At 72.1% G+C, this 25,917-nt stretch carries 24 protein-coding genes and 1 pseudogene; 18 read left to right on the forward strand and 7 right to left on the reverse strand.

Annotation, left to right across the window (positions count from 1 at the left end; genetic code table 11):
* The first annotated feature begins 3 nt into the window (after positions 1–3).
* Positions 4–807, forward strand: coding sequence for a 3-oxoacyl-ACP reductase (locus tag OG329_RS34950; protein ID WP_405800565.1), 804 nt, complete (start codon positions 4–6; stop codon positions 805–807).
* A 59-nt stretch (positions 808–866) separates the two neighbouring features.
* Positions 867–1,762, forward strand: a pseudogene (locus tag OG329_RS34955) (DUF2510 domain-containing protein).
* A gap of 8 nt (positions 1,763–1,770) precedes the next feature.
* Here OG329_RS34955 and OG329_RS34960 read toward each other — a convergent pair.
* Complete coding sequence (locus tag OG329_RS34960; RefSeq protein ID WP_405800567.1) at positions 1,771–2,973, reverse strand: amino acid deaminase/aldolase; 1,203 nt, start codon at positions 2,971–2,973, stop codon at positions 1,771–1,773.
* Positions 2,974–3,982: 1,009 nt separating this feature from the next.
* Here OG329_RS34960 and OG329_RS34965 point away from each other — a divergent pair.
* Together OG329_RS34965 and mycP are read left to right on the forward strand one after the other, a co-directional pair.
* On the forward strand, positions 3,983–4,756 hold the full coding sequence (locus OG329_RS34965; protein WP_405802186.1) for a hypothetical protein: 774 nt from the start codon (positions 3,983–3,985) through the stop codon (positions 4,754–4,756).
* Entirely contained in the window at positions 4,753–6,018 is a 1,266-nt protein-coding gene (gene mycP / locus OG329_RS34970) for a type VII secretion-associated serine protease mycosin (protein WP_405800582.1), read from the forward strand. The genes OG329_RS34965 and mycP overlap by 4 nt, the downstream gene beginning before the upstream one ends.
* Here mycP and OG329_RS34975 read toward each other — a convergent pair.
* Positions 5,993–6,703: a serine hydrolase gene (locus tag OG329_RS34975; protein ID WP_405800589.1), complete on the reverse strand. Its 711-nt coding sequence runs from the start codon at positions 6,701–6,703 to the stop codon at positions 5,993–5,995. The two genes, mycP and OG329_RS34975, sit on opposite strands and share 26 nt — an antisense overlap.
* Before the next feature lie 101 nt (positions 6,704–6,804).
* Here OG329_RS34975 and OG329_RS34980 point away from each other — a divergent pair, with 101 nt between their 5' ends.
* On the forward strand, positions 6,805–7,542 hold the full coding sequence (locus OG329_RS34980; RefSeq protein WP_405800590.1) for an SseB family protein: 738 nt from the start codon (positions 6,805–6,807) through the stop codon (positions 7,540–7,542).
* A 19-nt stretch (positions 7,543–7,561) separates the two neighbouring features.
* Here the strand turns inward: OG329_RS34980 and OG329_RS34985 are convergent, their stop codons facing one another.
* Positions 7,562–7,924, reverse strand: a complete 363-nt coding sequence (locus OG329_RS34985; protein ID WP_405800591.1) for a DUF1844 domain-containing protein — start codon at positions 7,922–7,924, stop codon at positions 7,562–7,564.
* Positions 7,925–8,269: 345 nt separating this feature from the next.
* On the opposite strand from OG329_RS34985, the gene infC reads away from it, so the two are divergent.
* From infC to pheT, 7 genes are all read left to right on the forward strand, one after another.
* Entirely contained in the window at positions 8,270–8,965 is a 696-nt protein-coding gene (gene infC, locus OG329_RS34990) for a translation initiation factor IF-3 (protein WP_405800592.1), read from the forward strand.
* Between the two features lie 121 nt (positions 8,966–9,086).
* Entirely contained in the window at positions 9,087–9,281 is a 195-nt protein-coding gene (rpmI, locus tag OG329_RS34995) for a 50S ribosomal protein L35 (RefSeq protein WP_385796117.1), read from the forward strand.
* Between the two features lie 95 nt (positions 9,282–9,376).
* Positions 9,377–9,763: a 50S ribosomal protein L20 gene (gene rplT, locus OG329_RS35000; protein WP_023542860.1), complete on the forward strand. Its 387-nt coding sequence runs from the start codon at positions 9,377–9,379 to the stop codon at positions 9,761–9,763.
* Positions 9,764–9,928: 165 nt separating this feature from the next.
* Complete coding sequence (locus tag OG329_RS35005) at positions 9,929–10,768, forward strand: TrmH family RNA methyltransferase (RefSeq protein WP_405800593.1); 840 nt, start codon at positions 9,929–9,931, stop codon at positions 10,766–10,768.
* Positions 10,769–10,864: 96 nt separating this feature from the next.
* Positions 10,865–12,130: an ATP-binding protein gene (locus OG329_RS35010; RefSeq protein WP_405800594.1), complete on the forward strand. Its 1,266-nt coding sequence runs from the start codon at positions 10,865–10,867 to the stop codon at positions 12,128–12,130.
* Between the two features lie 125 nt (positions 12,131–12,255).
* Positions 12,256–13,386: a phenylalanine--tRNA ligase subunit alpha gene (gene pheS / locus OG329_RS35015; RefSeq protein WP_405800595.1), complete on the forward strand. Its 1,131-nt coding sequence runs from the start codon at positions 12,256–12,258 to the stop codon at positions 13,384–13,386.
* Complete coding sequence (pheT, locus tag OG329_RS35020) at positions 13,386–15,935, forward strand: phenylalanine--tRNA ligase subunit beta (RefSeq protein ID WP_405800596.1); 2,550 nt, start codon at positions 13,386–13,388, stop codon at positions 15,933–15,935. Before pheS ends, pheT begins: the two co-directional genes overlap by 1 nt.
* A gap of 114 nt (positions 15,936–16,049) precedes the next feature.
* Here pheT and OG329_RS35025 read toward each other — a convergent pair whose 3' ends face one another.
* On the reverse strand, positions 16,050–16,616 hold the full coding sequence (locus tag OG329_RS35025) for a TetR/AcrR family transcriptional regulator (protein ID WP_405800597.1): 567 nt from the start codon (positions 16,614–16,616) through the stop codon (positions 16,050–16,052).
* Positions 16,617–16,812: 196 nt separating this feature from the next.
* Between OG329_RS35025 and OG329_RS35030 the strand changes: the two genes are divergently transcribed.
* Positions 16,813–18,159, forward strand: a complete 1,347-nt coding sequence (locus OG329_RS35030; protein ID WP_405802188.1) for a DHA2 family efflux MFS transporter permease subunit — start codon at positions 16,813–16,815, stop codon at positions 18,157–18,159.
* Positions 18,160–18,275: 116 nt separating this feature from the next.
* Here OG329_RS35030 and OG329_RS35035 read toward each other — a convergent pair whose 3' ends face one another.
* Positions 18,276–19,136, reverse strand: coding sequence for a 3-hydroxybutyryl-CoA dehydrogenase (locus OG329_RS35035; protein ID WP_405800599.1), 861 nt, complete (start codon positions 19,134–19,136; stop codon positions 18,276–18,278).
* Between the two features lie 158 nt (positions 19,137–19,294).
* Here OG329_RS35035 and OG329_RS35040 point away from each other — a divergent pair, with 158 nt between their 5' ends.
* A complete protein-coding gene (locus tag OG329_RS35040; protein WP_405800600.1) occupies positions 19,295–20,626 on the forward strand; it encodes a glycoside hydrolase family 10 protein in 1,332 nt (443 codons plus the stop codon).
* A gap of 7 nt (positions 20,627–20,633) precedes the next feature.
* Here the strand turns inward: OG329_RS35040 and OG329_RS35045 are convergent, their stop codons facing one another.
* Positions 20,634–21,530, reverse strand: coding sequence for a DMT family transporter (locus OG329_RS35045; RefSeq protein WP_405800602.1), 897 nt, complete (start codon positions 21,528–21,530; stop codon positions 20,634–20,636).
* On the opposite strand from OG329_RS35045, the gene OG329_RS35050 reads away from it, so the two are divergent.
* From OG329_RS35050 to OG329_RS35065, 4 genes are all read left to right on the forward strand, one after another.
* Positions 21,529–22,992 carry a PLP-dependent aminotransferase family protein gene (locus OG329_RS35050; RefSeq protein WP_405800604.1) on the forward strand — a complete coding sequence of 488 codons (1,464 nt, stop codon included), beginning with the start codon at positions 21,529–21,531 and terminating at the stop codon, positions 22,990–22,992. The two genes, OG329_RS35045 and OG329_RS35050, sit on opposite strands and share 2 nt — an antisense overlap.
* 63 nt (positions 22,993–23,055) lie before the next feature.
* On the forward strand, positions 23,056–23,499 hold the full coding sequence (locus OG329_RS35055) for a GNAT family N-acetyltransferase (RefSeq protein ID WP_405800605.1): 444 nt from the start codon (positions 23,056–23,058) through the stop codon (positions 23,497–23,499).
* A gap of 45 nt (positions 23,500–23,544) precedes the next feature.
* The gene (locus OG329_RS35060; RefSeq protein WP_405800606.1) at positions 23,545–24,123 is read left to right on the forward strand and encodes a histidine phosphatase family protein; all 579 of its coding nucleotides are present in this window, start codon (positions 23,545–23,547) and stop codon (positions 24,121–24,123) included.
* A 69-nt stretch (positions 24,124–24,192) separates the two neighbouring features.
* Positions 24,193–24,861, forward strand: a complete 669-nt coding sequence (locus tag OG329_RS35065) for an ATP-binding protein (protein WP_405800608.1) — start codon at positions 24,193–24,195, stop codon at positions 24,859–24,861.
* Positions 24,862–24,867: 6 nt separating this feature from the next.
* On the opposite strand, the gene OG329_RS35070 is transcribed toward OG329_RS35065, so the two are convergent.
* Entirely contained in the window at positions 24,868–25,845 is a 978-nt protein-coding gene (locus OG329_RS35070) for an SDR family NAD(P)-dependent oxidoreductase (RefSeq protein ID WP_405800609.1), read from the reverse strand.
* Positions 25,846–25,917: the final 72 nt, after the last annotated feature.

Genomic DNA, 25,917 nt, shown 5'->3' on the forward strand with positions numbered 1-25,917 from the left:
CCCATGCCCGACGAGATCAACCAGAGCGCCGAGACGCCCGTCTGCCGCCGGCTGGTCGGCCGTACCGCCGTCATCACCGGCGCGGGCAGCGGCATCGGTCTCGCCACCGCGCGCCGGCTCGCCTCCGAGGGCGCGCACGTCGTCTGCGGCGACATCGACGAGACGGCGGGCCAAGCGGTGGCCGACGAGGTGGGCGGCCTCTTCGTACGGGTCGACGTCACCGACGCGGAACAGGTAGACGCCCTCTTCAAGAAGGCGTTCGACACCTACGGCAGCGTCGATGTCGCGTTCAACAACGCGGGCATCTCACCACCCGAGGACGACTCGATCCTCACCACCGGCATCGACGCCTGGCGCCGGGTCCAGGAGGTCAACCTCACCTCCGTGTACCTGTGCTGCAAGGCCGTCATCCCCTACATGCGACAGCAGCGGCGCGGCTCGATCATCAACACCGCGTCGTTCGTCGCGACCATGGGCGCGGCCACCAGCCAGATCTCGTACACCGCCTCCAAAGGAGGCGTACTCGCCATGTCACGTGAACTGGGCGTGCAGTTCGCCCGCGAGGGCATCCGGGTCAACGCGCTCTGCCCGGGGCCGGTCAACACACCCCTGCTGCGCGAGCTGTTCGCGAGCGACCCCGAGCGGGCGGCGCGCCGGCTGGTGCACATCCCGGGCGGGCGCTTCGCGGAGGCGCGGGAGATCGCGTCGGCGGTGGCCTTCCTCGCGAGCGACGACGCGTCGTTCGTCAACGCGACGGACTTCATGGTGGACGGCGGCATCGGCGGGGCCTACGTGACACCGCTGTAGGGCCCGCCCCGGCACCGGTGCCGCCGAAGCCGGTCGGCGCACCGGCCTAAGGTGGCGGGATGAGCATGACGACCCCGCCCGGGTGGTACGCGGATCCGGGCGTGCCCGGCACCGAGCGCTGGTGGGACGGGAACGTCTGGACCGCGCACACCCGGCCGGTCGGTGCCGGCGGCGCTCCCCTGCCGCCGTACCAACAGCCGCAGTCGGCGACCGGCGGGCGTGGGCGGGTCGTCGCCGCGACCGGCGCCGGCTCGTCCTCGTCGTCGCCATCGTCGCCGGCGTCGCCCTGCTCCGCGACGACGGCGCGAAGACCGTGCCCCTGCCCGCCCCGACCGTCAGCGAGGCAGCTCCCGGCCCGACGCCCAGCCCCACCGACGAGCCGAGCGCCGACCCGGACGTGCTGGTCGACCAACTCAACGGCATCACGCTGCCCATCCCGGCCGACTGGGAGAAGTCGGACAGCTTCGCCGACCGCGCGGTCACCATGACGACCGTGGGGGACTACGAGTGCCCCGGCCAGAAGGGCCGGTACTGCCGGCACGGCCGGGTCACGTCCTTCACCGCCACCCAGACCGACGCGGCCACCCCCGAAGCCCTCGCCAAGGAGGACATCCAGGACGCGTCCGACACCCTGTACGACGAGGACTCCCTCGGCACCGCCTACTACGGAGGCGTCACCTCGCACACCGTCGTCAGGTCCGGGGCCGTCACCGTCGCCGGACGCACCGGGTATGCCGTGCGCTGGAAGGTCAAGACCGGTTCCGGGCCCGGCGGTTACGTCCAGTCGCTGGCCTTCCCCTCGACCATCGGCGTCGGATCACCGGTCGTCGTCCGGTTCGCCTTCGACGCGGGTCCCAAGGGCCCGCCGCTGAGCGGCATGGACACGATCACCGAGGGCATCCGGCCGATCGGCGACACCACGGGGGGCGTCGGCGCCTCCATCGGCCCTTCCTGAGAGCCCTCTCAGAGGTACGTACGGCCCTCGCCCCGGTACGTCGGCACCGTCGCCGTCACCCGGTCGCCCTCGATCAGCAGCAGCTCGTCGAAGCGCTCGCACAGCTCCCCGGCCTTGGCGTGCCGGAACCACACCCGGTCGCCGATCAGCAGATCGTCGGCGGCGGAGCCGAGCAGCGGGGTCTGCACCTCCCCGGGGCCCTCCTGCGGGTCGTACCGCAGTCCCTCCGGCAGATACGGCTCCGGCAGCCGGTCTTGGCCCGCGGGGCCCGACGCCGGATAGCCGCCGCCGAGCACGGTCACCACGCCGACACCCGGCCTGCGTACCACCGGCTGCGCGAACAGCGCGGCCGGACGGCCCGTGAACGACGTGTAGTTGTCGAACAGCCGAGGTACGTACAGCCCCGAACCGGCCGCGATCTCCGTCACCGCGTGCTCGGCCGCCGTGTGCTGCACACTGCCCGTGCCGCCGCCGTTGACGAACTCCAGCTCCGGCGCCACCATCCGCACCGCGCGCACGACGGCCCTCCGCCGCTGCGCCAGCTCCCTGCGCGCGGCCGACTGCATCAGCCGCACCGCGCGTGAGCGCAGCGGCCGGCCCGCGACCGAGTCGCCGACACCGGCCACATGCCCCTCGTACGCCATCAGCCCCACCAGCTTGAAACCGGGCCGGCGTGCGATCGACCTGGCCAGCTCGGCCAGTTGGGCCGGCTCACGCAGCGGCGAGCGCCGGGCCCCGATCCGTACCCGGCCGCCGAACAAGTGGAACGCGGTGTCCAGCTCCAGACAGACCCGGATCTCCTGCGTGCCGCCCGCCCGCGCGAGGTCGACGAGATCGAGCTGCGCCGGATCGTCGACCATCACCGTCACGGCCGCCGCCAGCTTCGGATCGGCGGCGAGTTCGGCGAAGGCGCCCCGGTCCACGGACGGATAGGCCAGTAGCACGTCCTCGAAACCGGCCCGTGCCAGCCACAGCGACTCGGCCAGGGTGAACGACATGATCCCCGCGAAACCCTCGCGCGCCAGGACCCGCTCCAGCAGCGCGCGGCAGCGCACCGATTTGCTCGCCACCCTGATCGGTTTGCCCGCCGCACGGCGCACGAGAGAGTCCGCGTTGGCGTCGAAGGCGTCGAGATCGACCACGGCGAGCGGGGCGTCGAGATGGGCGGTGGCCCGGTCGTACCGGGCCCGGTCGGCGGCGCGGGGAGTCATCGTCCGAGCTTGCCAGACGGGCTTACCCGACGGTAGGGGGATGTTCTGGTCAGATCCGCCCCGACCTGCGGACCTGTTCCCGCGGGGTGCTCTCCAGCCCGTAGAGTGACGCCCACGCGGTGACGAACGGGCCTGCCCCGGGCGGCGATCCGCCGTGGACAGAGCCGTGATCACAGGGGGGCGGATGAGTACCGAAGCGCGGCGCGCGCCCGTGCCACCACCCCGCCCCACCGGACCACCGCCACCGTCGGGACCCCCGATCGCACAGCCCCCCGCCGACGACGGCGAGGCAAGCAAAGAGGGAAACAAAACAGCGGACGGTACGCGGGCCGGGGCCCCGGTCCCGAAGCCGGCCCGGACCCCGGAAGCGAGGCCCGCCGAGCGGGCGACGGGGGCAGCGGGCGCGGCACCCACCGGCACACCGGGCGCGACGCCCGCCACCCCGCCCGGCGAGACCGCGGGCCGCTCCTCGGGCGGAAAGCCCGCAATACCCCCGCTCCCGGCCGGACCTCCTGCCCAGCGAACGGCCGCACCACGTACGGCCGCACCACGCACGGCCCCGCGCTCCACCGTGCCCCCCGACGAGGACACCGCCCGTCTGCGCCCCGTCCCCCCGGCCCCGCCGGCCGGTACCGCCCCGCCGGCCGGTACCGCCCCGCCGGCCGGTACCGCCCCGCCGGCCGGTACCGCCCCGTCTGCCGGTACGGTCCCGCCCCAGCCCACCCGCAGCTCCGCGGCCCCTCTCCCACCGCTGGCGGCACCGACCTTCACGGCCACGGGCAGCTCCACGCGGCTGCCGCTGCCGCCGCCCGCGTTCAAGATCTCGCCGGCCGCCCCGCCCGTTCCGGACACTCCGCCCCGACCCCAAGGGGCGCCGGCCCCGCCCCGTTCCCGTCCGGTCGGCGCCGTCGACCTCACGCGGACCCCGGCGGCCGGCCGGCCCACACCCCCGCCGCCCTACCGCTGGCCGGTCGCGCCTCCCGAGACCCCGGCCGAGACGACCACCCGGCTGCGCCCCGTACCCGCCCGCCACCCCGGCCGGACGGCCACCGCGATCGCCTGCGTCGTCCTGGGCCTCGGCCTCATCGGCGGTGCTGTCACCGGGAGTTGGCTCACCGGCGACTCGTCCGCCGACCCCGCGTCGGGCGGCGGCTACGCACCGCTGCGCACGCTCTGGCACAGCACCCCCGTCGACACCTTCTTCCCGCGCACCCTCAAGGGCGACGGCGCGGGCCCCGGCGGCGCCGACCGCACCTGGAACAGGGTCGCCGTGGCACCCGACAGCGGGTGTACGGGAGCGCTCGACCCGCTCCTTCTGAAGACGTTGCGTCCGGTGGGCTGCGAGCGGGTCCTGCGGGCGACCTACGCCGACGCCACCAGCAGCGCCGTCACCACCGTCGGCCTGATCTTCACCGAAGGTGAACCGTCCGCCATGGAGGCGCTGGACACCCGCTTCACCAAGGAGAAGCTCACCGAGCGCACCGACCTGATGCCCCGTACCTATCCGGTAAAGGGCACCCTGGCCGCCGGCTTCGGCGACGCACAGCGCGCGAGCTGGACGGTGAACGTCCTCACCGAGGCGCCCGTCGTCGTGTACGCCGTCTCCGGCTTCGCCGACGGACGCCGGGTCGCCGACCCGCAGCCGGTCGACAAGGCCACCGCCGAGGGCGCGAAGACGGCAGCCGCCCAGTCCGGGCTCGGCCACGACGCCCAGGGCATCGCCGACCGGGTCGAGCGCGGTCTGCGTAGATCAGTCGGCGAGGCAACGGAGTCGCCCGGATGACGAAACCACCGCCGACAAGGCGAACGCCACCGGCGACGGCACCGACAGTGGCGACGCGCGCGGCGCGACCGTCCGGGCACCGCCGCCACCGTTTCGCGGCCACTCTCGCCGCCGCCACCTTCCTGCTCGCCGTCCCCGCGACACCCGCCCACGCGGACGTCATCCGCGCCCAGCAGTGGGCTCTGGAAGCGATGCACACCGACGACGCCTGGCGCACCACCAAGGGCGACGGCATCACCGTCGCCGTGCTCGACACGGGCGTCGACCCCACGCACCCCGACCTCGCCGGACAGGTCCTGACCGGCAAGGACCTCATCGGCTTCGGCGCCAAGAGCGGCGACCGCGCCTGGGCCCGCCACGGCACGGCCATGGCGGGCATCATCGCCGGCCGCGGGCACGGCCCCGGCCGGGAGCAAGGTGTTCTCGGGATCGCCCCCGAGGCGAAGATCCTGCCGGTCCGCGTGATCCTCGAAGGCACCGACCCGGACCGGGCCAAGGCCCGTAAGTCGCGCGGCGGTTCACTCGCGGACGGCATCCGCTGGGCCGCCGACAACGGCGCCGACGTCATCAACCTCTCCCTCGGCGACGACAGCGAGTCCGCCCACCCGGAGCCCGGTGAGGACGCCGCCGTCCAGTACGCGCTGTCCAAGGGCTCCGTCGTCGTCGCCTCGGCGGGCAACGGCGGCGAGAAGGGCGACCGCATCTCGTATCCCGCCGCGTACCCCGGCGTGATCGCCGTGACGGCCGTCGACCGCTACGGCACGCACGCCGCGTTCTCCACCCGCCGCTGGTACGCCACCGTCAGCGCCCCCGGCGTCGACGTCGTGATAGCGGACCCCGACCGCCGCTACTACGAAGGCTGGGGGACCAGCGCCGCCTCCGCGTTCGTCTCCGGCGCCGTCGCCCTCGTCCGCGCGGCCCACCCCGACCTGAGCCCCGCCCAGATCAAGAGGCTGCTCACCGACACCGCGCGCGACGCCCCGGACGACGGCCGCGACGACGCGACCGGTTACGGCATCGTCGACCCGGCCGCGGCGATCGAGGCGGGCGGAAAGCTGGACACCGCCAAGACCGACACGAAGAGTGAGGCGGCCGGCTACACGAAGCGGTACTTCGGCAGCGGTCCCGACGACGCCTCCGACGCGTCGGAGCCCGCCGCCTGGCTCGCCCCGCTCGTGGGCGGCGTCGGCGCGCTGCTGCTGGCCGCCGCGGTGGTGCTGTGGCGCGGCGGACCGATCACCGGACGCCGTCGGCCGCGCTGACGGCCGCCCGCGCCGCCGCCTCGACCAGGGCGACGCCCGCCTTCTTCGTAGGATGCCCGCCCGACAGGACGGCCACGAGGATGTCGCGCCCCGACGCGGTGACGCGGCCGACCGAGTTGATGACCCACAGCCCCGTCGCGCTCAACGGCATCCAGCCGTTCTTGAGCGCCGGTGAGCTTCCGGCCGCCGAGACGCCCCACGCCTGGTCCGCCACCACGCGCGTCATCAGATCCGCCACGAACGCGCGCGAGGGCCCGCTCAACAGGGTCGCCCCGTCGTTGAACACGGCGTCCAGCAGGATCAGTTGATCCGTCGCGGTGGTACGCGAGAGCCCCCAGTCCGGCGTCGCCGCCGACTCCCGCAGCCCGAGCCGCCGATGGGCCGCGTCCTGTCCCGGGGCGCCGCCGATCACGTGCCACAGGGCGGTGGCGGCGTCGTTGTCGCTGCGCTCGATCATCTCGGCGGCCGATACGCGCTCCTGGGCGGTCAGTTCACGGCCCGTGTCCTGGGCGCGCAGGAGCAGCGCGGCGAGGATGCCGAGCTTGACGACGCTGGCCGAGGGGTGTGCCGGGTCCGGGCCGTGCTGATGGGCCGTGGTGCGGCCGGTGGCCGTGTCGCGGACGGCGACGCTGTACGTGACGTTCTCGTCGGCGATGTCGACGAGCGGTTCCCTGCGAGCCTGCACGGCGCCCCCTTCGGTCCGGCCTCTGATTCTGCCCCCGACCGCCGGGCGGGCCGGAGGCGACCGCCCGGCGGCGGGCGGAGCGCGCCCACTAGGCTCGGCCCGTGGCTCTCAAGAACATTCCCGATTCCGGTTTCTCCGACGACGACGGCACCGCCGACCCCGCCCTCACGGACGCCCTCGCCGCCTGGTCCGCCGATCGGTCCGCCGAGCCGCGCGTGCTCGCCGCCCTCAAGGGCGCCCGGCTGCTCGTCCCCGTCGTCGCGGTGCTCGGCGAGACCGAGGAGGACGAGCGGGGCCTGCGGCGCGAGAAGAACAGCGACATGGCCGTCCCCACGCTGCGGGCCGGCGGCCGGCGCGCCCTGCCCGCCTTCACCTCGACCGCCTCGCTGGCCCGCTGGGACCCCGCCGCGCGCCCCGTCGCCGTACCCCTGCACCAGGCGCTGAGCGCGGCGGCGCACGAGAAGGCCGACACGGTCGTCATCGACCTGGCGGGGCCGGTGCCGTACGAACTCGCCGGACCCGCCCTGTTCGCGCTCGCCGAGGGCCGCACCAGCACCGACCCGCTCCACGACCCGGCCGTCGTCGCGGCGGTGAAAGAGGTGGCCGCCGCCGAGCCCTCCGTACTGAGGGCGCATCTTGGCCCGGGGGAGGCGGACGGCACCCTGGCGCTCGTCCTGCTGCCGGACGCCGATCCGGCGGACGCGGTCCGGCGGATCGCGGGCGCGCTGGCGGCGCACGACGTGCTGAGGGCCCGCCTGGTGCGCGGTCTCGACCTGGCACTGCTGCCGGCCGGTGCCTCACCTCCGGGCGAGCCCCTGTTCGTACGCGCTCAGGTGTAGGCCCGGGCCGAGACCGGGATCAGCCGTAGACCGGACCCGTGTACTTCTCGCCGGGGCCCTGGCCCGGCTCGTCCGGGACGATCGACGCCTCGCGGAAGGCCAACTGGAGCGACTTGAGCCCGTCGCGCAGCGGCGCCGCGTGGAAGGAGCTGATCTCCGTCGCGCTCGCGTCCATCAGGCCGGCCAGCGCGTGCACCAGCTTGCGGGCCTCGTCCAGGTCCTTGTGAGCGTCACCGTCGTCCGTGAGACCGAGCTTCACCGCGGCGGCGCTCATCAGATTGACGGCGATCGTCACGATCACCTCGACGGCCGGCACCTCCGCGATGTCGCGGGTCATGGCGTCGAAGTCGGCCGGCTCTTGGGGGGAGGTCGTGTCGCTCATTGTGCACACGATAGGCCCCGCCGCCGTGGGAGGAGACAGCCGGTTAGCTCACCTGGGCGGGAGCTGCTAACCTTGTGTAACGACCGGTCGGACACGTGTGTGTCCGGCCCACAAGTGGAGGCTCCGTTCTCCCACCTGGCCGCCCCTCGGGGTGGCGGGTCACCGGTCAGGTGGTCCCCATCGTTCCGTACGGACGATGGAGCCGCCCGATGCGCCCCGCGGTTCGACGCGGCGGTGTTCCGGTATTCATGGAGCTCCCGCCTGTGTCCCGGCCGGGGCATTTTTCCATTCTCCGCTCGGTTGGTCTGACGAAACAGACGTTACGCGGCTGTCTGCCAGACAGTCGTGTGGTGCTACCGAGGAGGATCCATCAGCGCTGAGCCCCGCATTAACGACCGGATTCGTGTTCCCGAGGTCCGCCTTGTCGGCCCCAGCGGCGAGCAGGTCGGCATCGTGCCGCTTGCGAAGGCCCTGGAGCTCGCGCAGGAGTACGACCTGGACCTGGTCGAGGTCGCGGCGACCGCCCGTCCGCCCGTGTGCAAGCTCATGGATTACGGGAAGTTCAAGTACGAGTCGGCCATGAAGGCCCGTGAGGCGCGCAAGAACCAGGCGCACACGGTCATCAAGGAGATGAAGCTCCGGCCGAAGATCGACCCGCACGACTACGACACCAAAAAGGGTCACGTCGTCCGGTTCCTCAAGCAGGGCGACAAGGTCAAGATCACGATCATGTTCCGCGGTCGTGAGCAGTCCCGCCCGGAACTGGGCTTCAGGCTGCTCCAGCGGCTCGCTTCGGACGTCGAGGAGCTCGGCTTCATCGAGTCGAACCCGAAGCAGGACGGCCGAAACATGATCATGGTGCTCGGCCCGCACAAGAAGAAGACCGAAGCCATGGCCGAGGCCCGCGAGGCCCAGGCGGCCCGCAAGGCGGAGCGCCAGGGTTACGCGCCCGACGACCACGTGGACGAGTCTCCGGACGCCGCGAAGGCCCGTGCGGACGCCGACGCCGAGGCTCCGGCCGAGTCGTCGTCCGAGGCGTGATCCACGGGTCGCCTGCCAGGCGCCCGCGGAGTCCCGCCCGGATTCCATACATAGCAATCTGACGCTCCCGTGCGCCGGTTCAGGCCGGCCGGGGAGTGCCACTGATGAGGAGAACGGCGTTATGCCGAAGAACAAGACGCACAGCGGTGCGAAGAAGCGCTTTCGCGTGACCGGCTCCGGCAAGATCCTTCGCCAGCGTGCGGGCCGTCGCCACTACCTGGAGCACAAGCCCTCGACGCTGACGCGCCGCCTCGCCGGCACGGTCCAGCTCGCCCCGGGTGATGCCGCGAAGGCCAAGAAGCTTCTCGGCCTGTAGGCGCGAGCCCCGCCGAGCGGGGCCCAGCCGCCGTACCGACCACGCCGTTCTCGGGTCACGTCAACGCCCGTGACCCAGCTACAAGGAGTTAACAAGTGGCACGCGTCAAGCGGGCAGTCAATGCCCACAAGAAGCGCCGGGCGATCCTCGAGCAGGCCAAGGGTTACCGCGGCCAGCGCTCGCGCCTGTACCGCAAGGCCAAGGAGCAGGTCACTCACTCCCTGGTCTACAACTACAACGACCGCAAGAAGCGCAAGGGCGACTTCCGCCGGCTGTGGATCCAGCGGATCAACGCCGCCGCCCGCCAGAACGGCATGACGTACAACCGCCTCATCCAGGGTCTCAACGCCGCCAACATCGAGGTGGACCGCAAGATCCTGGCCGAGCTCGCGGTCAACGACGCCAACGCGTTCGCCGCGCTGGTCGAGGTCGCCCAGAAGGCGCTCCCGAGCGACGTCAACGCCCCGAAGGCCGCCGCCTGATCCACCTGATCCCCAGTCGGATCACGGATCGCAGCACTTCCCGCCGGACCCGCAGGCACACCGCCTGCGGGTCCGGCGCGTTCCGACCCCGTACCGCGTTCCACCACGCGTACGCCCGTCACGCCCCACGTCTGCCACGACCGCACGAGAAGCGAGCCGCCGCCCATGGGCACCCCCGAGCTGATCTCTCCGCGTTCCCCGCGCCTCGTCGCCGCCCGGCGGCTCGCCAGACGGGCCTTCCGCGCCAAGGAACGCCGGTTCATCGCCGAGGGACCGCAGGCCGTACGCGAGGCGGTCGGGCACCGGGGCGAGGACGGGGCCCCGACGCTGGTCGAGCTGTTCACCACCGTCGAGGCCGCCGAGCGGTACGCCGACATCGTGGACGCCGCCCGCGCCGCCGGGGCACGGGTGCACCACGCCGACGCCGATGTCGTCGCCGACGTCTCGCAGACCGTCACCCCGCAGGGGCTTCTCGGCGTCTGCCGCTTCCTGGACTCGCCGTTCGAGTCCATCCTGCGGGCGCGCCCCCGGCTGGTCGCCGTCCTGGCGCACGTACGCGACCCCGGCAACGCGGGGACCGTGCTGCGCTGCGCCGACGCGGCGGGCGCCGACGCCGTCGTCCTCACCGACGCGTCCGTCGACCTCTACAACCCCAAGTCGGTCCGGGCGTCGGTCGGTTCGCTGTTCCATCTGCCGGTCGCCGTCGGCGTCCCCGTCGAGGAGGCCGTGGCGGGGCTGCGGGGGGCGGGAGTGCGGGTCCTGGCCGCCGACGGGGCGGGCGATGACGACCTGGACGACGAGCTCGACGCGGGCACCATGGGCGGTCCGACCGCCTGGATCTTCGGCAACGAGGCATGGGGGCTGCCGGCGGAGACGCGGGCGCTGGCGGACGCCGTCGTACGGGTGCCGATCCACGGCAGGGCAGAGAGTCTGAACCTGGCGACCGCCGCGGCCGTATGTCTCTACGCCTCGGCTCGGGCGCAGCGTGTGCGCACCGCGAGCTGAGGGGGTCCGCGCAGTCACCTTGAGCGATGAGAGCTAGTAGGGTGAGGCGGAAACTCGGGGGCCCACTGTGCTCTTCGGAAGAGGCGGGATGCGGGCATGACGGTCGGGGCGAGCGGGTCGGCCATCGTACGGGGACCCCTCAGGCCCGAACCGGGCGAAACCGGACCGGGCCGATCCGGCGCGTCCGAACCGGGCCGTCCCACGCAGGACCTCGGGCAGGAGCTCGAGCACAACCCCGGGCAGGGCTTCGGGCACGATCTCGGGATCGATCCCGACGACCTCCCCGACGGTCTTGTCGTCGCCGATGAGATGGGCCGCGTGATCTGCTTCAACGCCGCCGCCGCCCGGATCACCGCCGTCGTCGCCGCCGAAGCCGTCGGCAGCCCGCTGGAGCGCGCGCTGCCCCTGGAAGACCTCGAAGGCCGCCGCTGGTGGGCGCTCACCGATCCGTACGGCGGTCTCCTCACCCGCGTCGGCCAGCCCGAGCGCAATCTGCTGCTGCCCGGCGGCCGTGAGGTCCTGGTCTCCGCCCGTTATGTGCGCGCCCACCCCCAGGGGCCCGTACGCCGGCTCGTCATCACCATCCGCGGCACCGAGGCCCGTATCCGTACCGAACGCAGCCATGCCGAGCTGATCGCGACGGTCGCGCACGAACTGCGTTCCCCGCTCACCTCGGTGAAGGGTTTCACCGCGACGCTGCTCGCCAAGTGGGAACGCTTCACCGACGACCAGAAGCGGCTCATGCTGGAGACCGTCGACGCCGACGCCAACCGCGTCACGAGGCTGATCGCCGAACTGCTCGACATCTCCCGAATCGACTCGGGCCGCCTCGAAGTACGCCGTCAGCCGGTCGACATCGGCACCGCCGTAGGACGCCACATCCAGTCGATCACCGCGTCCGGACAGTCCCCGGACCGTTTCCTCGTACGGATCCAGCAGCCGCTGCCCGCGCTGTGGGCCGACCCCGACAAGATCGACCAGATACTCGGCAACCTGCTGGAAAACGCCGTGCGCCACGGCGCGGGAACCGTCACCATCGAGGTGGCACCCGCCCAGGTCAAACATGCCGACCACGGGCACCCGGAGCGGGCCGGCGCGGAGCACACCCATGCCGACGGCGGCGCGAAAGGAACGGCGGTCACCGTGAGCGACGAAGGCGCGGGCATCCCCGAGGAGTCGATGGGCCGTGTCTTCACCCGCTTCTGGCGCGGGAGCAAACGCGGTGGGACCGGCCTCGGGCTCTATATCGTCAAGGGCATCGTCGAGGCGCACGGCGGGACGATCACCGTCGGCCGCGGACCCGGCGGCGGCGCCCAGTTCCGATTTATCCTGCCCGTCGGCGCCCCGGCCTACCTGACCTAGGCCAGGCCCCGGCAGCCCACGGGCTTCTTCACTCCGTACGGCCTTTAGACTCGATCCTTGGCACCTTTGCGTGCCCGGCCATCGAGCGGGGTCGTTTGCCCAGCCAACCGGAAGTACGGGAAGAGATGTCGGCACCCAACAAGTCCTACGACCCAGTAGAGGTCGAGGCGCTGAAACCGGAAGAGATCGAGCGCATGCGGGACGAGGCGTTCGCCGCCTTCGCCGCCGCCGGCGACCTCGACGCGCTCGCTCACGCGAAGACCGCGCACGCCGGCGGCACCTCGCCCCTGTCGCTCGCCAACCGCGAGATCGGCGCGCTGCCGCCGCAGGCCAAGGCCGAGGCAGGCAAGCGCGTGGGCCAGGCCCGCGGCGCCGTGAACAAGGCGCTCGCCGCCCGGCAGGCGGAGCTGGAGGCCGAGCGTGACACGCGGGTGCTGGTCGAGGAGGCGGTGGACGTCACGCTGCCGTACGACCGTGTCCCGCCCGGCGCCCGGCACCCGCTCACCACCCTCATGGAGCGCATCGCCGACATCTTCACGGCCATGGGCTACGCGGTGGCGGACGGCCCCGAGGTCGAGGCGGAGTGGTTCAACTTCGACGCCCTGAACTTCGTGCCCGACCACCCGGCGCGCCAGATGCAGGACACGTTCTTCGTCCAGGGCCCGGACGGCACGTCCGGCGACGAGTCCGGAGTCGTACTGCGTACGCACACCTCGCCGGTCCAGGCGCGCGCCCTGCTCGACCGTGAGCCGCCCGTCTATGTCATCTGTCCGGGGCGCGTCTACCGCACGGACGAGCTGGATGCCACCCACACCCCGGTCTTCCACCAGGTCGAACTGCTCGCCGTGGACGAGGGTCTGACCATGGCCGACCTCAAGGGCACCCTCGACCACATGGTCCAGGAGCTGTTCGGCGGCGAGGGCATGAAGACCCGGCTGCGGCCGAACTTCTTCCCCTTCACCGAGCCGTCCGCCGAGATGGACATGGTCTGCTACGTCTGTCGCGGCGAGTCCGTCGGCAACCCGGACCGGCCCTGCCGCACCTGCGGCAGCGAGGGCTGGATCGAGCTGGGCGGCTGCGGCATGGTCAACCCGAAGGTGCTCGTCGCCTGCGGGGTCGACCCCGAGAAGTACAGCGGATTCGCCTTCGGATTCGGTATCGAACGGATGCTGATGTTCCGTCACAACGTCGAGGACATGCGAGACATGGTCGAGGGCGACGTCCGGTTCACCCGGCCGTTCGGGATGGAGATCTGATGCGCGTCCCGCTTTCCTGGTTGCGGGAGTACGTCGACCTGCCGGCCACCGAGACAGGCCGCGACGTACAGGCCAAGCTCGTCCCCGCCGGTCTCGAGGTCGAGACGGTCGAACAGCTCGGCGCCGGGCTCAAGGGCCCCCTCGTCGTCGGCAAGGTCCTCACCGTCGAGGAGCTGACCGAGTTCAAGAAGCCGATCCGCTTCTGCACGCTCGATGTCGGCGACGCCAATGGCACGGGCGAACCGCAGGAAGTCATCTGCGGCGCGCGGAACTTCGCCGTCGGGGACAAGGTCGTCGTGGTCCTGCCCGGCGCCGTGCTGGCCGGCGGATTCGAGATCTCCGCCCGCAAGACGTACGGCCGGACCTCGCACGGCATGATCTGCTCCAGCGGTGAGCTGGGCATGGGCGACGACGGCAGCGGCGGCATCATCGTCCTGCCGCCGGAGTACGAGGTGGGTACCGACGCGATCGAGCTGCTCCAGCTCGTCGACGAAGTCCTCGACATCGCCGTCACACCCGACCGCGGCTACTGCCTGTCGATGCGCGGCGTCGCCCGCGAGACCGCCATCGCCTACGGGCTGCCGCTGCGCGACCCGGCGCTGCTCGACGTGCCCGCGCCCAACTCGTACGGCCACCGTGTGGAGATCACCGACCCGGTCGGCTGCGACGCGTTCACCGCGCGTACGGTCACCGGGCTCGACCCCGAGGCGCGCTCCCCGATCTGGCTCAAGCGCCGGCTCCAGAAGGCCGGTATGCGGCCGATCTCGCTGGCCGTCGACATCACCAACTACGTGATGCTGGAGATCGGCCAGCCGCTGCACGCGTACGACCGCAAGCGGCTGGAAGGCGCGATCGGTGTCCGGCGCGCCGAGCAGGGCGAGGAGCTGACCACGCTCGACGGCGTCAAGCGCGTCCTGGACGCGGCCGACCTCGTCATCACCGACGACCGCGGCCCGATCGGCATCGCCGGTGTGATGGGCGGCGCCGACACCGAGATCGCCGACGGCGAGATCGTGGCGAGCCCGCTGTCCTCGTCCGCCGCCGAGCGCGCGGCGCGCGGCACCACCGAAGTCGTCATCGAGGCGGCGCACTTCGACCCGATCTCCATCGCCCGTACGGCGCGCAGGCACAAGCTGCCCTCCGAGGCGTCCCGGCGCTTCGAGCGCGGCGTCGACCCGCACGCCGCGTCCGCCGCGGCGCAGCGGACCGTCGATCTGCTGGTGCTGCTCGCGGGCGGCTCGGCGGAGGCCGGTGTCACCGAGGTCGTGGCCCCGTCCGGGCCGCACACCATCGCGATGGACGCCGACCACCCCGACAAGGTGGCCGGTCTCGGCTACGGCCGGGAGACCGTCGTACGCCGGCTCCAGCAGGTCGGCTGCGACGTGCGCGGGCAGGACGAGCTGATCGTCACCGTCCCGAGCTGGCGTCCCGACCTGCGCGAGATCAACGATCTCGCCGAAGAGGTCATCCGGCTCGAGGGATACGAGAATCTGCCCTCCACGCTGCCCCGGCCCCCGGCCGGGCGCGGGCTCACCGAGCGGCAGCGGCTGCACCGCAGGGTCGGCCGCGCGCTGGCGGGCGCGGGCTATGTCGAGACGCTGAACTACCCGTTCATCGGGCAGGCGCAGCTCGACCAGCTCCAACTGCCCGCCGACGACGACCGGCGCCGTACGGTCACGCTCGTCAACCCGCTCGCCGACACCGAGCCCGCGATGCGCACGACGCTGCTGCCGGGTCTCTTCGGCGCCCTGCGCCGTAACGACGGCCGGGGCTCGCACGATCTGGCGCTGTACGAGAGCGGCCTGGTCTTCCGGCCCACGGGCGAGGAGAAGGTACCGCCCCGGGTTGCCGTCGACCGGCGGCCCACGGACGAGCAGCTCGCCATGCTCGACGCCGCGCTGCCCCGGCAGCCGCGCCGGGTGGCCGTCGTCCTCGCCGGTGCGCGTGAGCAGGCCGGCTGGTGGGGCGCTGGCCGTCCCACCAACTGGGCGGACGCGGTGGAGGCGGCCCGTACGGTCGCCGCCGAGGCGGGCGCCGAGCTGACGGTGGAGGCCGACCAGCACGCGCCCTGGCACCCGGGCCGCTGCGCGGCGCTGTACGCGACGGTGGACGGTGCGCGGACGCTCGTCGGTCACGCGGGTGAGCTGCACCCGCGTGTCGTCAAGGCGTACGGCCTGCCGGATCGCACCTGCGCCATGGAGATCGAACTGGATCTCGTGGAGCGGGCGGGCACGGGCGCGCTGCGGGCGCCGCGGATCTCGACCTTCCCCGTCGCCACGCAGGATGTGGCGCTGGTGGTGGCCGAGGACGTGCCGGCCGCCGAGGTGGAGCGGGCGCTGCGCGAGGGCGCGGGTGAACTGCTCGAATCGGTGCGGCTGTTCGACGTGTTCACCGGTGAGCAGTTGGGCGAGGGACGCAAGTCCCTGGCGTACGCCCTGCGCTTCCGCGCCGCCGACCGGACGCTGACCGTCGAGGAGGCATCGGCCGCACGCGACGCCGCGGTGTCGCTGGCCGCCGAGCGCACCGGGGCGGTGCTGCGCGGGGCGTGAGGCCCGTAGCCGTATACGTACGGAAGAACGACCGTGGGGCGCCTTGGGACTTGAGTCCCAATGCGCCCCACGCTCTGTGAGGGGGAGCCGCGCGTCAGCCCGGGGGGATTGCGCTCAGAGCAGTCGGTCGACCAGTCCGTCGACGTACTCCGGGGTGAGCGGGCCCGCGCCGAACAGGACGCGGATGTACATCGGGGACGAGATGTGGTCGAGCACGTCGAGTACGTCGGGTGGGTGCTCGCCGCGTTCGGCGGCGCGATCGAGCATGGACCGCAACTGCCGGGTGCGTTCGGCGAGGAAGTTGTCACGCGCCTGTAGTCCCTGTTCGCCGTTGCCGGTCAGGGCGACGGTCAGACGCAGCACCGCCAGGCCGTCGGGTCCGGTGATCTCGCGGGCCACGTTGGCCGCGAACGCGCGCAGGTCGCCGGCCAGGCTTCCGGTGTCGGGCATCGGCGACCGTTCCTCGAGGCGTGCCAGCGTCACGTCGCTGAGCAGGTTCTCCAGGCTGCCCCACCTGCGGTAGACGCTGCTGTCGGCCACCCCCGCGCGGGCGGCGACGTCGCCGACGGTGAACCCCCCGTAGCCGCGTTCGCCGACGAGGTCGGTGACGGCCTGGTGCACCGCCGTGCGGATACGGGCGCTGCGCCCGCCGGGCCGCCGGGCCGGCTGTGGATCGTTCATGCCTCCCACCTTAACGCAGTTCCGCCTTGCGTTTGCGTGTTGGGCTGCCTTACTGTCCCTTAACGCAGGAGGTACCTGCCTTTGGTGTCCCCGGCCAACGGGTCGGCGAACGGAAGGACCGGTCTTGACCGCGTACGAAAGTACGTCGACGGCCGAATCGCCGGTGGCTGTCAGCAGGCGACCGAACCGGGCGGCGTTGCTCGCGGTGACCTGTCTGGGCCAGTTCATGGTGCTGCTCGACAACACGATCGTCGGGGCCGTGCTGCCCGACATGCGGCAGCGCCTGCACATCGACCTGACCGGCCTGCAGTGGATCGTCAACGCCTATGTGCTGCTGGTCGCGATGCTGCTGCTGTCCGGTGGCGTCTTCGCCGACCGCTTCGGCCGCAAGCGGGTGTTCCTGGCCGGCGCCGCGGTGTTCACCGCCGCGTCCGTGCTGTGCGCGCTCGCACCCTCCATCGGCTGGCTGATCGCCGGACGGGTGTCGCAGGGCATCGGTGCCGCGGCGCTCAGCCCGGCCTCCCTGGCCCTGCTCGCCGCCGCCTGTCCCGCGCCGCGGGAGCGGGTCAGGATGATCGGGCTGTGGGCCGGAATCAGCGGCATCGGTCTGGCCGCCGGGCCCGTGGCCGGCGGAGTGCTGGCCGATGCCTTCGGCTGGCCCGCCATCTTCCTCGTCAATGTGCCGATCGGCGTCGTCCTGCTGCTGGTCGGTGCGCGCGTCCTGGGCGAGTCCCGCAATCCGGGCGCCCCCGCCATCGACATCCCGGGGACGATCCTGTCCGTCCTGGGTGTGGGGGCGCTGACCTACGGGCTGATCGAGGGCGGTGCGCGCGGCTGGACCTCGCCGGTGATCCTGGGGAGTTTCACCGGCGCTCTGGTGATTCTCGCCGCCTTCGTCGCCGTCGAAAGGCGTCGGGCGGCGCCGATGCTGCCGCTGCGGCTGTTCCGGCAGCGGCTGTTCACGGTGTCCAACACGGCGATGGTCGTGGTCGGATTCGCCCTGATGGGCTCGTCGTTCTTCTTCTCCCAGTTCTTCGTGTACGTGCAGGGCAGCTCGATTCTGCGGGCCGGCCTACAGACCCTGCCCACCACGCTCGCCATGGTCGTCGTCAGCCCGTTCGCGGGCCGGCTCGCCGTCCGGTACGGGTTCCGGATCGTGGTCACCACCGGCCTGGTCCTGGCCGGGCTGGGGCTGCTGGCCCTGGGCTCGGTGCACGCGGACACCGGCTACGGCGATGTGTGGTGGCGCCTGGCGGTCGTCGGCATCGGGTTCGCGCTGACCATGTCGCCGCTGACCGCCGCCGCCATCCAGTCGGTCAGCCCGCAGGAGGGCGGCCTCGCCTCGGGGATCAGCAGCACCACCCGGCAGATCGGCGCGGTACTCGGCGTGGCGCTGCTCGGAGCCGTCGTCCGCGCCCGGGAATCCGGCGGCGGCTCCTTCGAGAGCGGCCTCAACAGCGCCTTTACGGCGGCCGGCGTCGTCACCCTGGCCACCGCGGTGTTCGCCGGTCTGTTGCCGGGGAGGCTCCGGAGCGGCGGATGAGGCCGACACGCGCGGCGAGGTGCCGGCCGCCTCCACGGGCGGCCGGACCGCTGACGCTCCCTCACCTACGCCTGGGCGGCGGGTGGTCGCGGGTCTCGCGCGCCCTGTCCGGAGGCTCAGCCGTACGGGTAGAAGCCCGAGCTGGTCTTACGGCCGAGGCGCCCCGCGTCCACCATGCGCTGGAGCAGCGGGGGAGCGGCGTACAGGGGCTCCTTGTACTCCGCGTACATCGAATCGGCGACCGAGGCCACGGTGTCCAGGCCGATCAGATCGGCGAGTTTGAGCGGGCCCATCGGGTGGGCGCAGCCCATCTCCATACCGTTGTCGATGTCCTCACGGCTCGCGATGCCGGACTCGAACATCCGGATCGCCGAGAGCAGATACGGGATGAGGAGGGCGTTCACCACGAAACCGGACCGGTCCTGGGCGCGGATCGCGTGCTTGCCCAGCACGTCCTGGACGACGGCCTCGGCGCGCTTGACCGTCTCGTCGGACGTCGTCAGTGCCGGGATCAGCTCCACGAGCTGCTGGACCGGCGCCGGGTTGAAGAAGTGGATGCCGATGACCTGATCGGGACGGGACGTCGCGACGGCCAGCTTCACCAGCGGAATGGAGGAGGTGTTGGACGACAGGATCGCGTCGGTACGCGTCACGACCTGATCGAGGACCTGGAAGATCTCCGTCTTGACCTGCTCGTTCTCGACAACGGCCTCGATCACCAGGTCGCGGTCGGCGAACTCTCCGAGGTCGGTGGTGAAAGTGAGCCTGCCGAGGGTCGCGTCGCGCTCCTCCTCGGTGATCTTGCCGCGTTCGGCGGCCTTGGAGAGGGAGTTGTAGAGGCGGGTACGCCCTATCTCCAGGGCCTCGCCGGTGGTCTCGGCGACCATCACCTCGAGGCCGCTTCGGGCGCACACCTCCGCGATGCCTGCGCCCATCTGGCCGCAGCCCACCACTCCGACGCGTTCGATGTCGGTCACATCGTGCCTTTCGCTGGTCCCTGTCCTGCGGGGCTCCGTGTGATTCCGGTGCCCGCTTCGGCCCCCGACGTTACTCCGCGCAGGTGTGTGCACGGCGGGCCGGGGCGGGCATGCTGTGCGGCAACGTCAGTCCGAGTCAACCGACGAGGGGTCAGTAAATGCGGCAGATCGGCAGAAGAGGGTTCGTGGCGGTCACGACGGGCGCGCTCACATCGCTGGCGATGGCGGGCGACGCCGTCGCCGCGACGCGAACGGCGGGGGGCGCGGGGGCCGCGCGGGCGGCCGGCACGGCCGGTGAGACCGGAGCGGCGGCGGGTGCGGGGGCCGCCGGGGGTTCCGGCGGCCGGCACAGCGCGCGCACCGAGTTGCGCGGTATGTGGCTCGCCACCGTCGTCAACCGCGACTGGCCGTCGAAGCCCGGACTGCCGGTGGCCGAGCAGCGCGCCGAACTGCTGAAGTTCCTGGACACCGCGGTCGACCGGAAGCTGAACGCCGTCGTCTTCCAGGTGCGGCCGACCGCCGACGCGCTGTGGCCCTCACCGTTCGAGCCGTGGGCCGAGTGTCTGACCGGCGTACAGGGCAAGGACCCGGGCTGGGACCCGCTGGGTACGGCGGTGCAGGAGGCCCACAAGCGCGGTCTCGAACTGCACGCCTGGTTCAACCCGTACCGGGTGGCCAATCACACGGACCCGTCCAGGCTGATCCCGAGCCACCCGGCCCGCAAACACCCGGAATGGATCCTTCCGTACGGCGGGAAGCTGTATTACAACCCGGGCATCCCGGAGGTCAGGAAGTTCGTCCAGGACGCGATGCTCGACGCCGTACGGCGCTACGACATCGACGCCGTGCACTGGGACGACTACTTCTATCCGTACCCGGTCGCCGGTCAGGTCTTCGACGACGACGCGCAGTACGAGCGGTACGGCGCCGGCTTCCCGGACAAGGCTTCCTGGCGGCGCGACAACACCGACCGGCTGGTGCGCGAGACGGCGGAGCGGATCAAGAAGATCAAGAAGCATGTCGCCTTCGGCATCAGCCCGTTCGGGGTGTGGCGCAACATCGCCACCGACCCCACCGGCTCGGACACCAAGGCCGGTGTGCAGACCTACGACGACCTGTACGCCGACACCAGGAAGTGGGTCAAGGAGGGCTGGATCGACTACATCACCCCGCAGGTCTACTGGAACATCGGCTTCGCCGCCGCCGACTACGCGAAGCTCGTGCCCTGGTGGAGCGAGGTGGTGAAGGGGACGGACGTCGACCTCTACATCGGCGAGGCGCTGTACAAGGCGGGCGATCCCGCCCAGCCCGCGCCGTGGCAGGACGTGGCGGAGGTCTCCCGGCATCTGGCCTTCGCGAAGAAGTATCCGCAGGTGCGCGGCCACTGCTACTTCTCCGCGCTGGAGTGCGTGAAGGACAAGAACGGCGCGTTCGCGAAGGCGGTGGCCGACCACTACACGTCCCGGGTACGCCCGCCGCGCCAGGGCTGACCTCGGCCTACGCGCGGGCGCGCTGGGTCACCGCGATGCACAGCAGTACGGCGACGGCCGCCAGCGGCGCGGCCGTCGCCAGATGCTCCCCGAGCAGCAGCACCGACCACACCAGCGTCAGCAGCGGCTGGGCGAGTTGAAGCTGGCTGGCCTTCTCGACCCCGATCGCGGCCATGCCCCGATACCAGACGTAGAGCCCGAAGAACGTCGACCCCGCCGCCACCCACACCAGGCCCGTCACGCCCTGGGCCGTGAGCCGTACCGGCTCGACGGACAGGGCGACCGCCGCGACCACCGCATTGAGCGGCAGGCACGCGACCAGCGCCCAGCCGATCACCTGCCAGCCCGGCATCAGCCGCGCCAGCCTGCCGCCCTCCGTATAGCCGGCCGCGCAGACCAGCAGCGCGCCGAACAGATACAGATCACCGGTCGACACGGCTCCGCCGCTCTGCTGGAGCGTGAAGGCGATCACCACGGCCGCGCCCGCGACGGCCGCGCACCAGAAGGTACGCGAGGGGCGCCTGCCGGTGCGCAGCGCCGAGAACGCGGCGGTGCTCAGCGGCAACAGCCCCACCACGACGGCGGCGTGCGCGGTGGTCGACGTCTGGAGAGCCAGCGTCGTGAGCATCGGGAAGCCGAGCACCACACCGGCGGCCACCACCGCGACGGCGCCCCAGTGCCGGCGCTCCGGGAGCGGTACGCGCACCGCCAGCAGGAAACCGCCCGCGATGAGTGCGGCGAGCACGCTGCGTACCGCCACCAGGGACCAGGGGCCGAAACTCTCCAGCCCCCAGACCGTCGCCGGGAAGGTGAGGGAGAAGGCGAGGACACCCGCCGAGGCAAGGAGGGTGCCACCGGAGACTGCTATCGATGCGGGGCGAGAAGCGCTATCCTGTGCTGTCATGCAAGAGCGTAGCAGTGTGGCGGAGCTGGCCAGATCTCTACGAGCGGAGCTGAACCGCTACTCACCTGGTGGAAAGCTGCCGTCCAGCCGGGAGTTGGTCGAGCGTCACCGGGTCTCCCCGGTGACCGTCTCGCGGGCGCTGGCCCAGTTGTCCGCCGAAGGGCTGGTCGTCACCCGCCCCGGCGCCGGAGCCTTCCGCGCACCGGCCCGGCCCGGCGCCCCGCGAGCCGGTGACACCTCCTGGCAGGAGGTCGCGCTCAGCGCCGACGCCAGCACCGAACTCGTCCCGCGCAGCGTCGACTCCTCCGGTGTGCTGACCACCCTCGCCGCGCCCCCGCCCGGCGTGATCGAGTTCAACGGCGGCTACCTTCACTCCTCCCTCCAGCCCGAGCAGGCCATGGCCGCCGCCCTGGCCCGCGCCGGCCGGCGCCCCGGCGCCTGGAGCCGTCCGCCCACCGACGGGCTGCCCGAACTGCGTGAATGGTTCGCCCGCGGCATCGGCGACACCTGGACGGCCGCCGACGTGCTCGTCACCTCCGGCGGGCAGAGCGCCCTGACCACCGCACTGCGTGCGCTCGCCCCGCCCGGCGCGCCCGTCCTCGTCGAATCACCCACCTATCCCGGCATGCTCGCCATCGCACGGGCCTCCGGACTGCGGCCCGTCCCCGTCCCCGTCGACTCCGACGGCGTGCGCCCCGAACTCCTCGCCTCCGCCTTCCGGGCCACCGGCGCACGGGTGTTCGTCTGTCAGCCCCTCATCCAGAACCCCACCGGAGCGATCCTGTCCATCGCGCGGCGGCCCGAGGTGCTGCGGATCGCCCGCGAGGCCGGGGCCTTCGTCGTGGAGGACGATTTCGTACGCCGTCTGATCCACGAGGACGCCGGCCCGCTGCCCGGCCCCCTCGCCGCCGACGACCCCGACGGAGTCGTCGTCCATGTCTGCTCCCTCACCAAGGCCACCTCACCCAGCCTCCGGGTGGGCGTGCTGGCCGCCCGGGGCCCGGTACTCGAACGGCTCCGGGCCATCCATGTCGTCGACTGCTTCTTCGTCGCCCGCCCCCTCCAGGAAGCCGCGCTCGAACTGGTCGGCTCCGCCGCCTGGAACCGCCACCTCCGCTTCATCGCAAGGGAGTTGAAGAACCGCAGAGACGTCATGACGGCCGCCGTCCGCCAGGACCTCCCCGAACTCGCCCTCCCTCACATCCCGCCCGGCGGTCATCACCTGTGGCTGCGCCTGCCGGACGGCACCGACGAACAGGCCCTCGCCTCCGCCGCACTGCGCGCGGGCGTCGCCGTCACCCCCGGCCGGCCCTATTTCTGCGCCGAACCCTCCGCCGCCCACCTGCGGTTGGGCTTCGCGGCCGTCGCGGGAGCGCAGGAGATCGCCGACGGCGTACGACGGCTGCGCACCGCCTGCGACGAGGTGCTGAACCGACCGCATGGGACGAGGGCGTCGAAGTGACCACATGAGTCGATCGTGGCATCCGCCACTGACAATCGGCCCGCGGCCTGGCAACCTTCCGCCATGACCGAGACGACTGCCTCCGCCGCGTACGACATCTCCACCGACCCCGCACGCCTCGACGCGGCCCGGATCCACCGCTGGCTGTCCACGGACGCGTACTGGGCCCTCGGCCGCGCCCGCGACATCCAGGACGCGGCGATCGCCGGATCACTCAACTTCGGCGCCTACGACCCCGCTTCGGGCGAACAGGTCGCGTACGCCCGCGTCGTCACCGACCACGCCACCTTCGCCTGGCTGTGCGACGTGTACGTCGACCCCGGCGCCCGTGGCAAGGGACTCGGCGGCGCGCTGGTCGCCGCCGCGCGCGACCACCTCGCCCCGCTCGGGCTGCGGCGCATGATGCTGGCCACCGAGGACGCCCACGGTGTCTACGAGAAGGTGGGGTTCAAGTCGCTCGAAAACCCCTTGATGTGGATGACTCTGGACCTTCAGCCCCCCTCGTGACCTTGGGCCCTTGACCTGCGCGGCTTTCGGCCCCACGATCCCCGCATGAGTGTTCGGGTCACGTTGGTCGCCGCCGCGCGCAGCTCAGCCCCACTTGCCGAACGTTTCGACGACGACCGCCCCCTCGACCAGGTCGGCTGGCACGAGGTGCAGCGTGTCGCCCACGCGCTCGTGCCGCTGGCCGCGGCCGATCTGCGCTACTGCTCGCCCACCGCGCGCAGCCGCGCCACCGGGGAAGCCCTCGGCTACGCGCCCCTTGTCCAACCGGCCCTGCGGGACTGCGACATGGGCCGCTGGCGCGGCTGCACCTTCGCGGACGTCGCCGCCCGCGAACCGGCCGCCGTGGACGCCTGGCTCGCCGACCCGCGCGCGGCCCCGCACGGCGGCGAGCCGCTGCTGGCGTTCATCTCCCGTATAGGCAACTGGCTGGACACCCGCCCGGCCGACGACATCGGCGCCATCGTGGCCGTCGCCGAACCGGCGGTCATCAGGGCGGCGCTCGTCTACGCCCTGCACGCCCCCGCCCCGGCCTTCTGGAGTGTGGACGTCCGCCCGCTTTCCACGGTCACTCTCATGGGCGGCCCCGGCCGCTGGAGCCTGCGCCTCGACGCGCGTGCGTCGTGACCTGACGGCCTCAGAGCCGCCGCCGTAATTCCCGTGAGCCGTAGCGGTCCCCCGTGCGAGACTGCCGGGATGACCATGGTCACCGGACATCTCATCGCAGTCATCGGCAGCAGCCCCGGAGTCGGCAAGTCGACACTCTGTCGCGCCCTCGCCCGCCGGGCCGCCGAATCGGGCGCCACGGTCGACCACTTCGAGGAGGCGGACATCCTCAGCCGCCCGTCCTTCCGCCCCGTGGCCGAGGAGTTCGCGGGCGGGAGCGGCAGCGTGCGGCCCGCCACACTGGTGGACTCCACCCGCGACTACGTGGCGAAGGCGCGCGCCGAAGGCGTGGACGTCCTGGTCACCGACGCGCTGCTGCCCTTCATCCCCTCACTGGTCGCGTGGGGCCACGACGAGAGCGCGATCGCCGCCGTCCTGGACGAGCTGGCGCCGGCGGTCCGGCCGACACGCGTGACCGTCGTGTACCTGCGGGACGACCCGGACACCGCCCTGCGGCGCGCCGTCGAGCGCGAAGGACCTCAGTGGGTGGACTGGTACGTCACCAAACTCGGCGCCGCGCCCGGTACCCGGTCCGTCAAGGACCTCGCGTCGGCGGCCGAACACCTGCGCCGTGAAGAGGAGTTGACGGTACGTCTGCTGGCCAGGACGGACTGGCACGTGCTGAGCGTGGACGTCGGCGGGCTCGACGCGGAGCAGACGGAGCGGTACGTACGGGAGAACCTGCCCGACCTGTGGTAGGACCGCTCAGCCGTTCGTCGCGAAGGCGTCGACGCCCGTGAGCTCGGCGGACAGCGCCCACAGCCGCGCCGCCTGCTCGGAGTCCGTCGCGTACGCGCGCACGCCGCCCTTGAAGTCCGCCTCGTCGGCGGGTTCGGCGATGTCGCAGTCCTCGCAGTACACCCCTCCCATGCCCGCCAACTGGGGCGAGGTCGCCGCCCACACCTGCGTGGCCGCACCCTGCTCGGGCGTCTTGAACGACGGGCTGATCGGGTTGCCCTCCTCGTCGATCCAGCCGGCCGCGACCATCTCCTCCTTAGGAAGGTGACGCTGGAGGGGCGTGAAGATGCCGCCGGGGTGAAGGGAGAAGGCCCGGACACCGGAGCCCTTGGCGAGGGCGTCGAGGTACACGGCGAACAGCACGTTGGCGGTCTTCGCCTGGCCGTACGCCTCCCACTTGTCGTAACCCCGCTCGAACCGCACGTCGTCCCACCGGATGGGGGAGTAGCGGTGACCGGCGGACGACACGGAGACGACGCGGGCACCGCCCGGCTCGATCGCGGGCCACAGGCGGTTGACGAGGGCGAAGTGCCCGAGGTGGTTGGTGGCGAACTGCGCCTCCCAGCCCGGTCCTACGCGGGTCTCCGGGCAGGCCATGATCCCGGCGTTGCCGATCATCATGTCGATGGTGCGGCCGGAGGCGAGGAACCTCTCGGCGAAGGCGCGGACGCTGTCGAGGTCACCGAGATCCAGCTCGTCGACCTCGACCTGTCCCGCCGCCCCGGTGATTCCCGCGACGGCTTCCTCGGCGACGGCGCGCCGCCGCGCGGGCACCACGACCCAGGCGCCCGCGCCGGCCAGCGCGCGCGTCGTCTCCAGCCCCAGGCCCGAGTAGCCGCCGGTGACGACCGCGAGCTTCCCACTGAGGTCGATACCGCGCAGCACCTCCTCGGCAGTGGTGTCCGCTCCGAAACCCGATCCGATCTTGTGCTGAGGAGTAGTCATGAGGCGACGGTACGTATTGGAGTGTTCTCGAAGTCAAACGCTCACCGCTGGCGCGCCGGGCCGCGCCGCCGT

The sequence above is a fragment of the Streptomyces sp. NBC_01506 genome (assembly GCF_045040295.1).
In the GTDB taxonomy this organism is placed as follows: domain Bacteria; phylum Actinomycetota; class Actinomycetes; order Streptomycetales; family Streptomycetaceae; genus Streptomyces.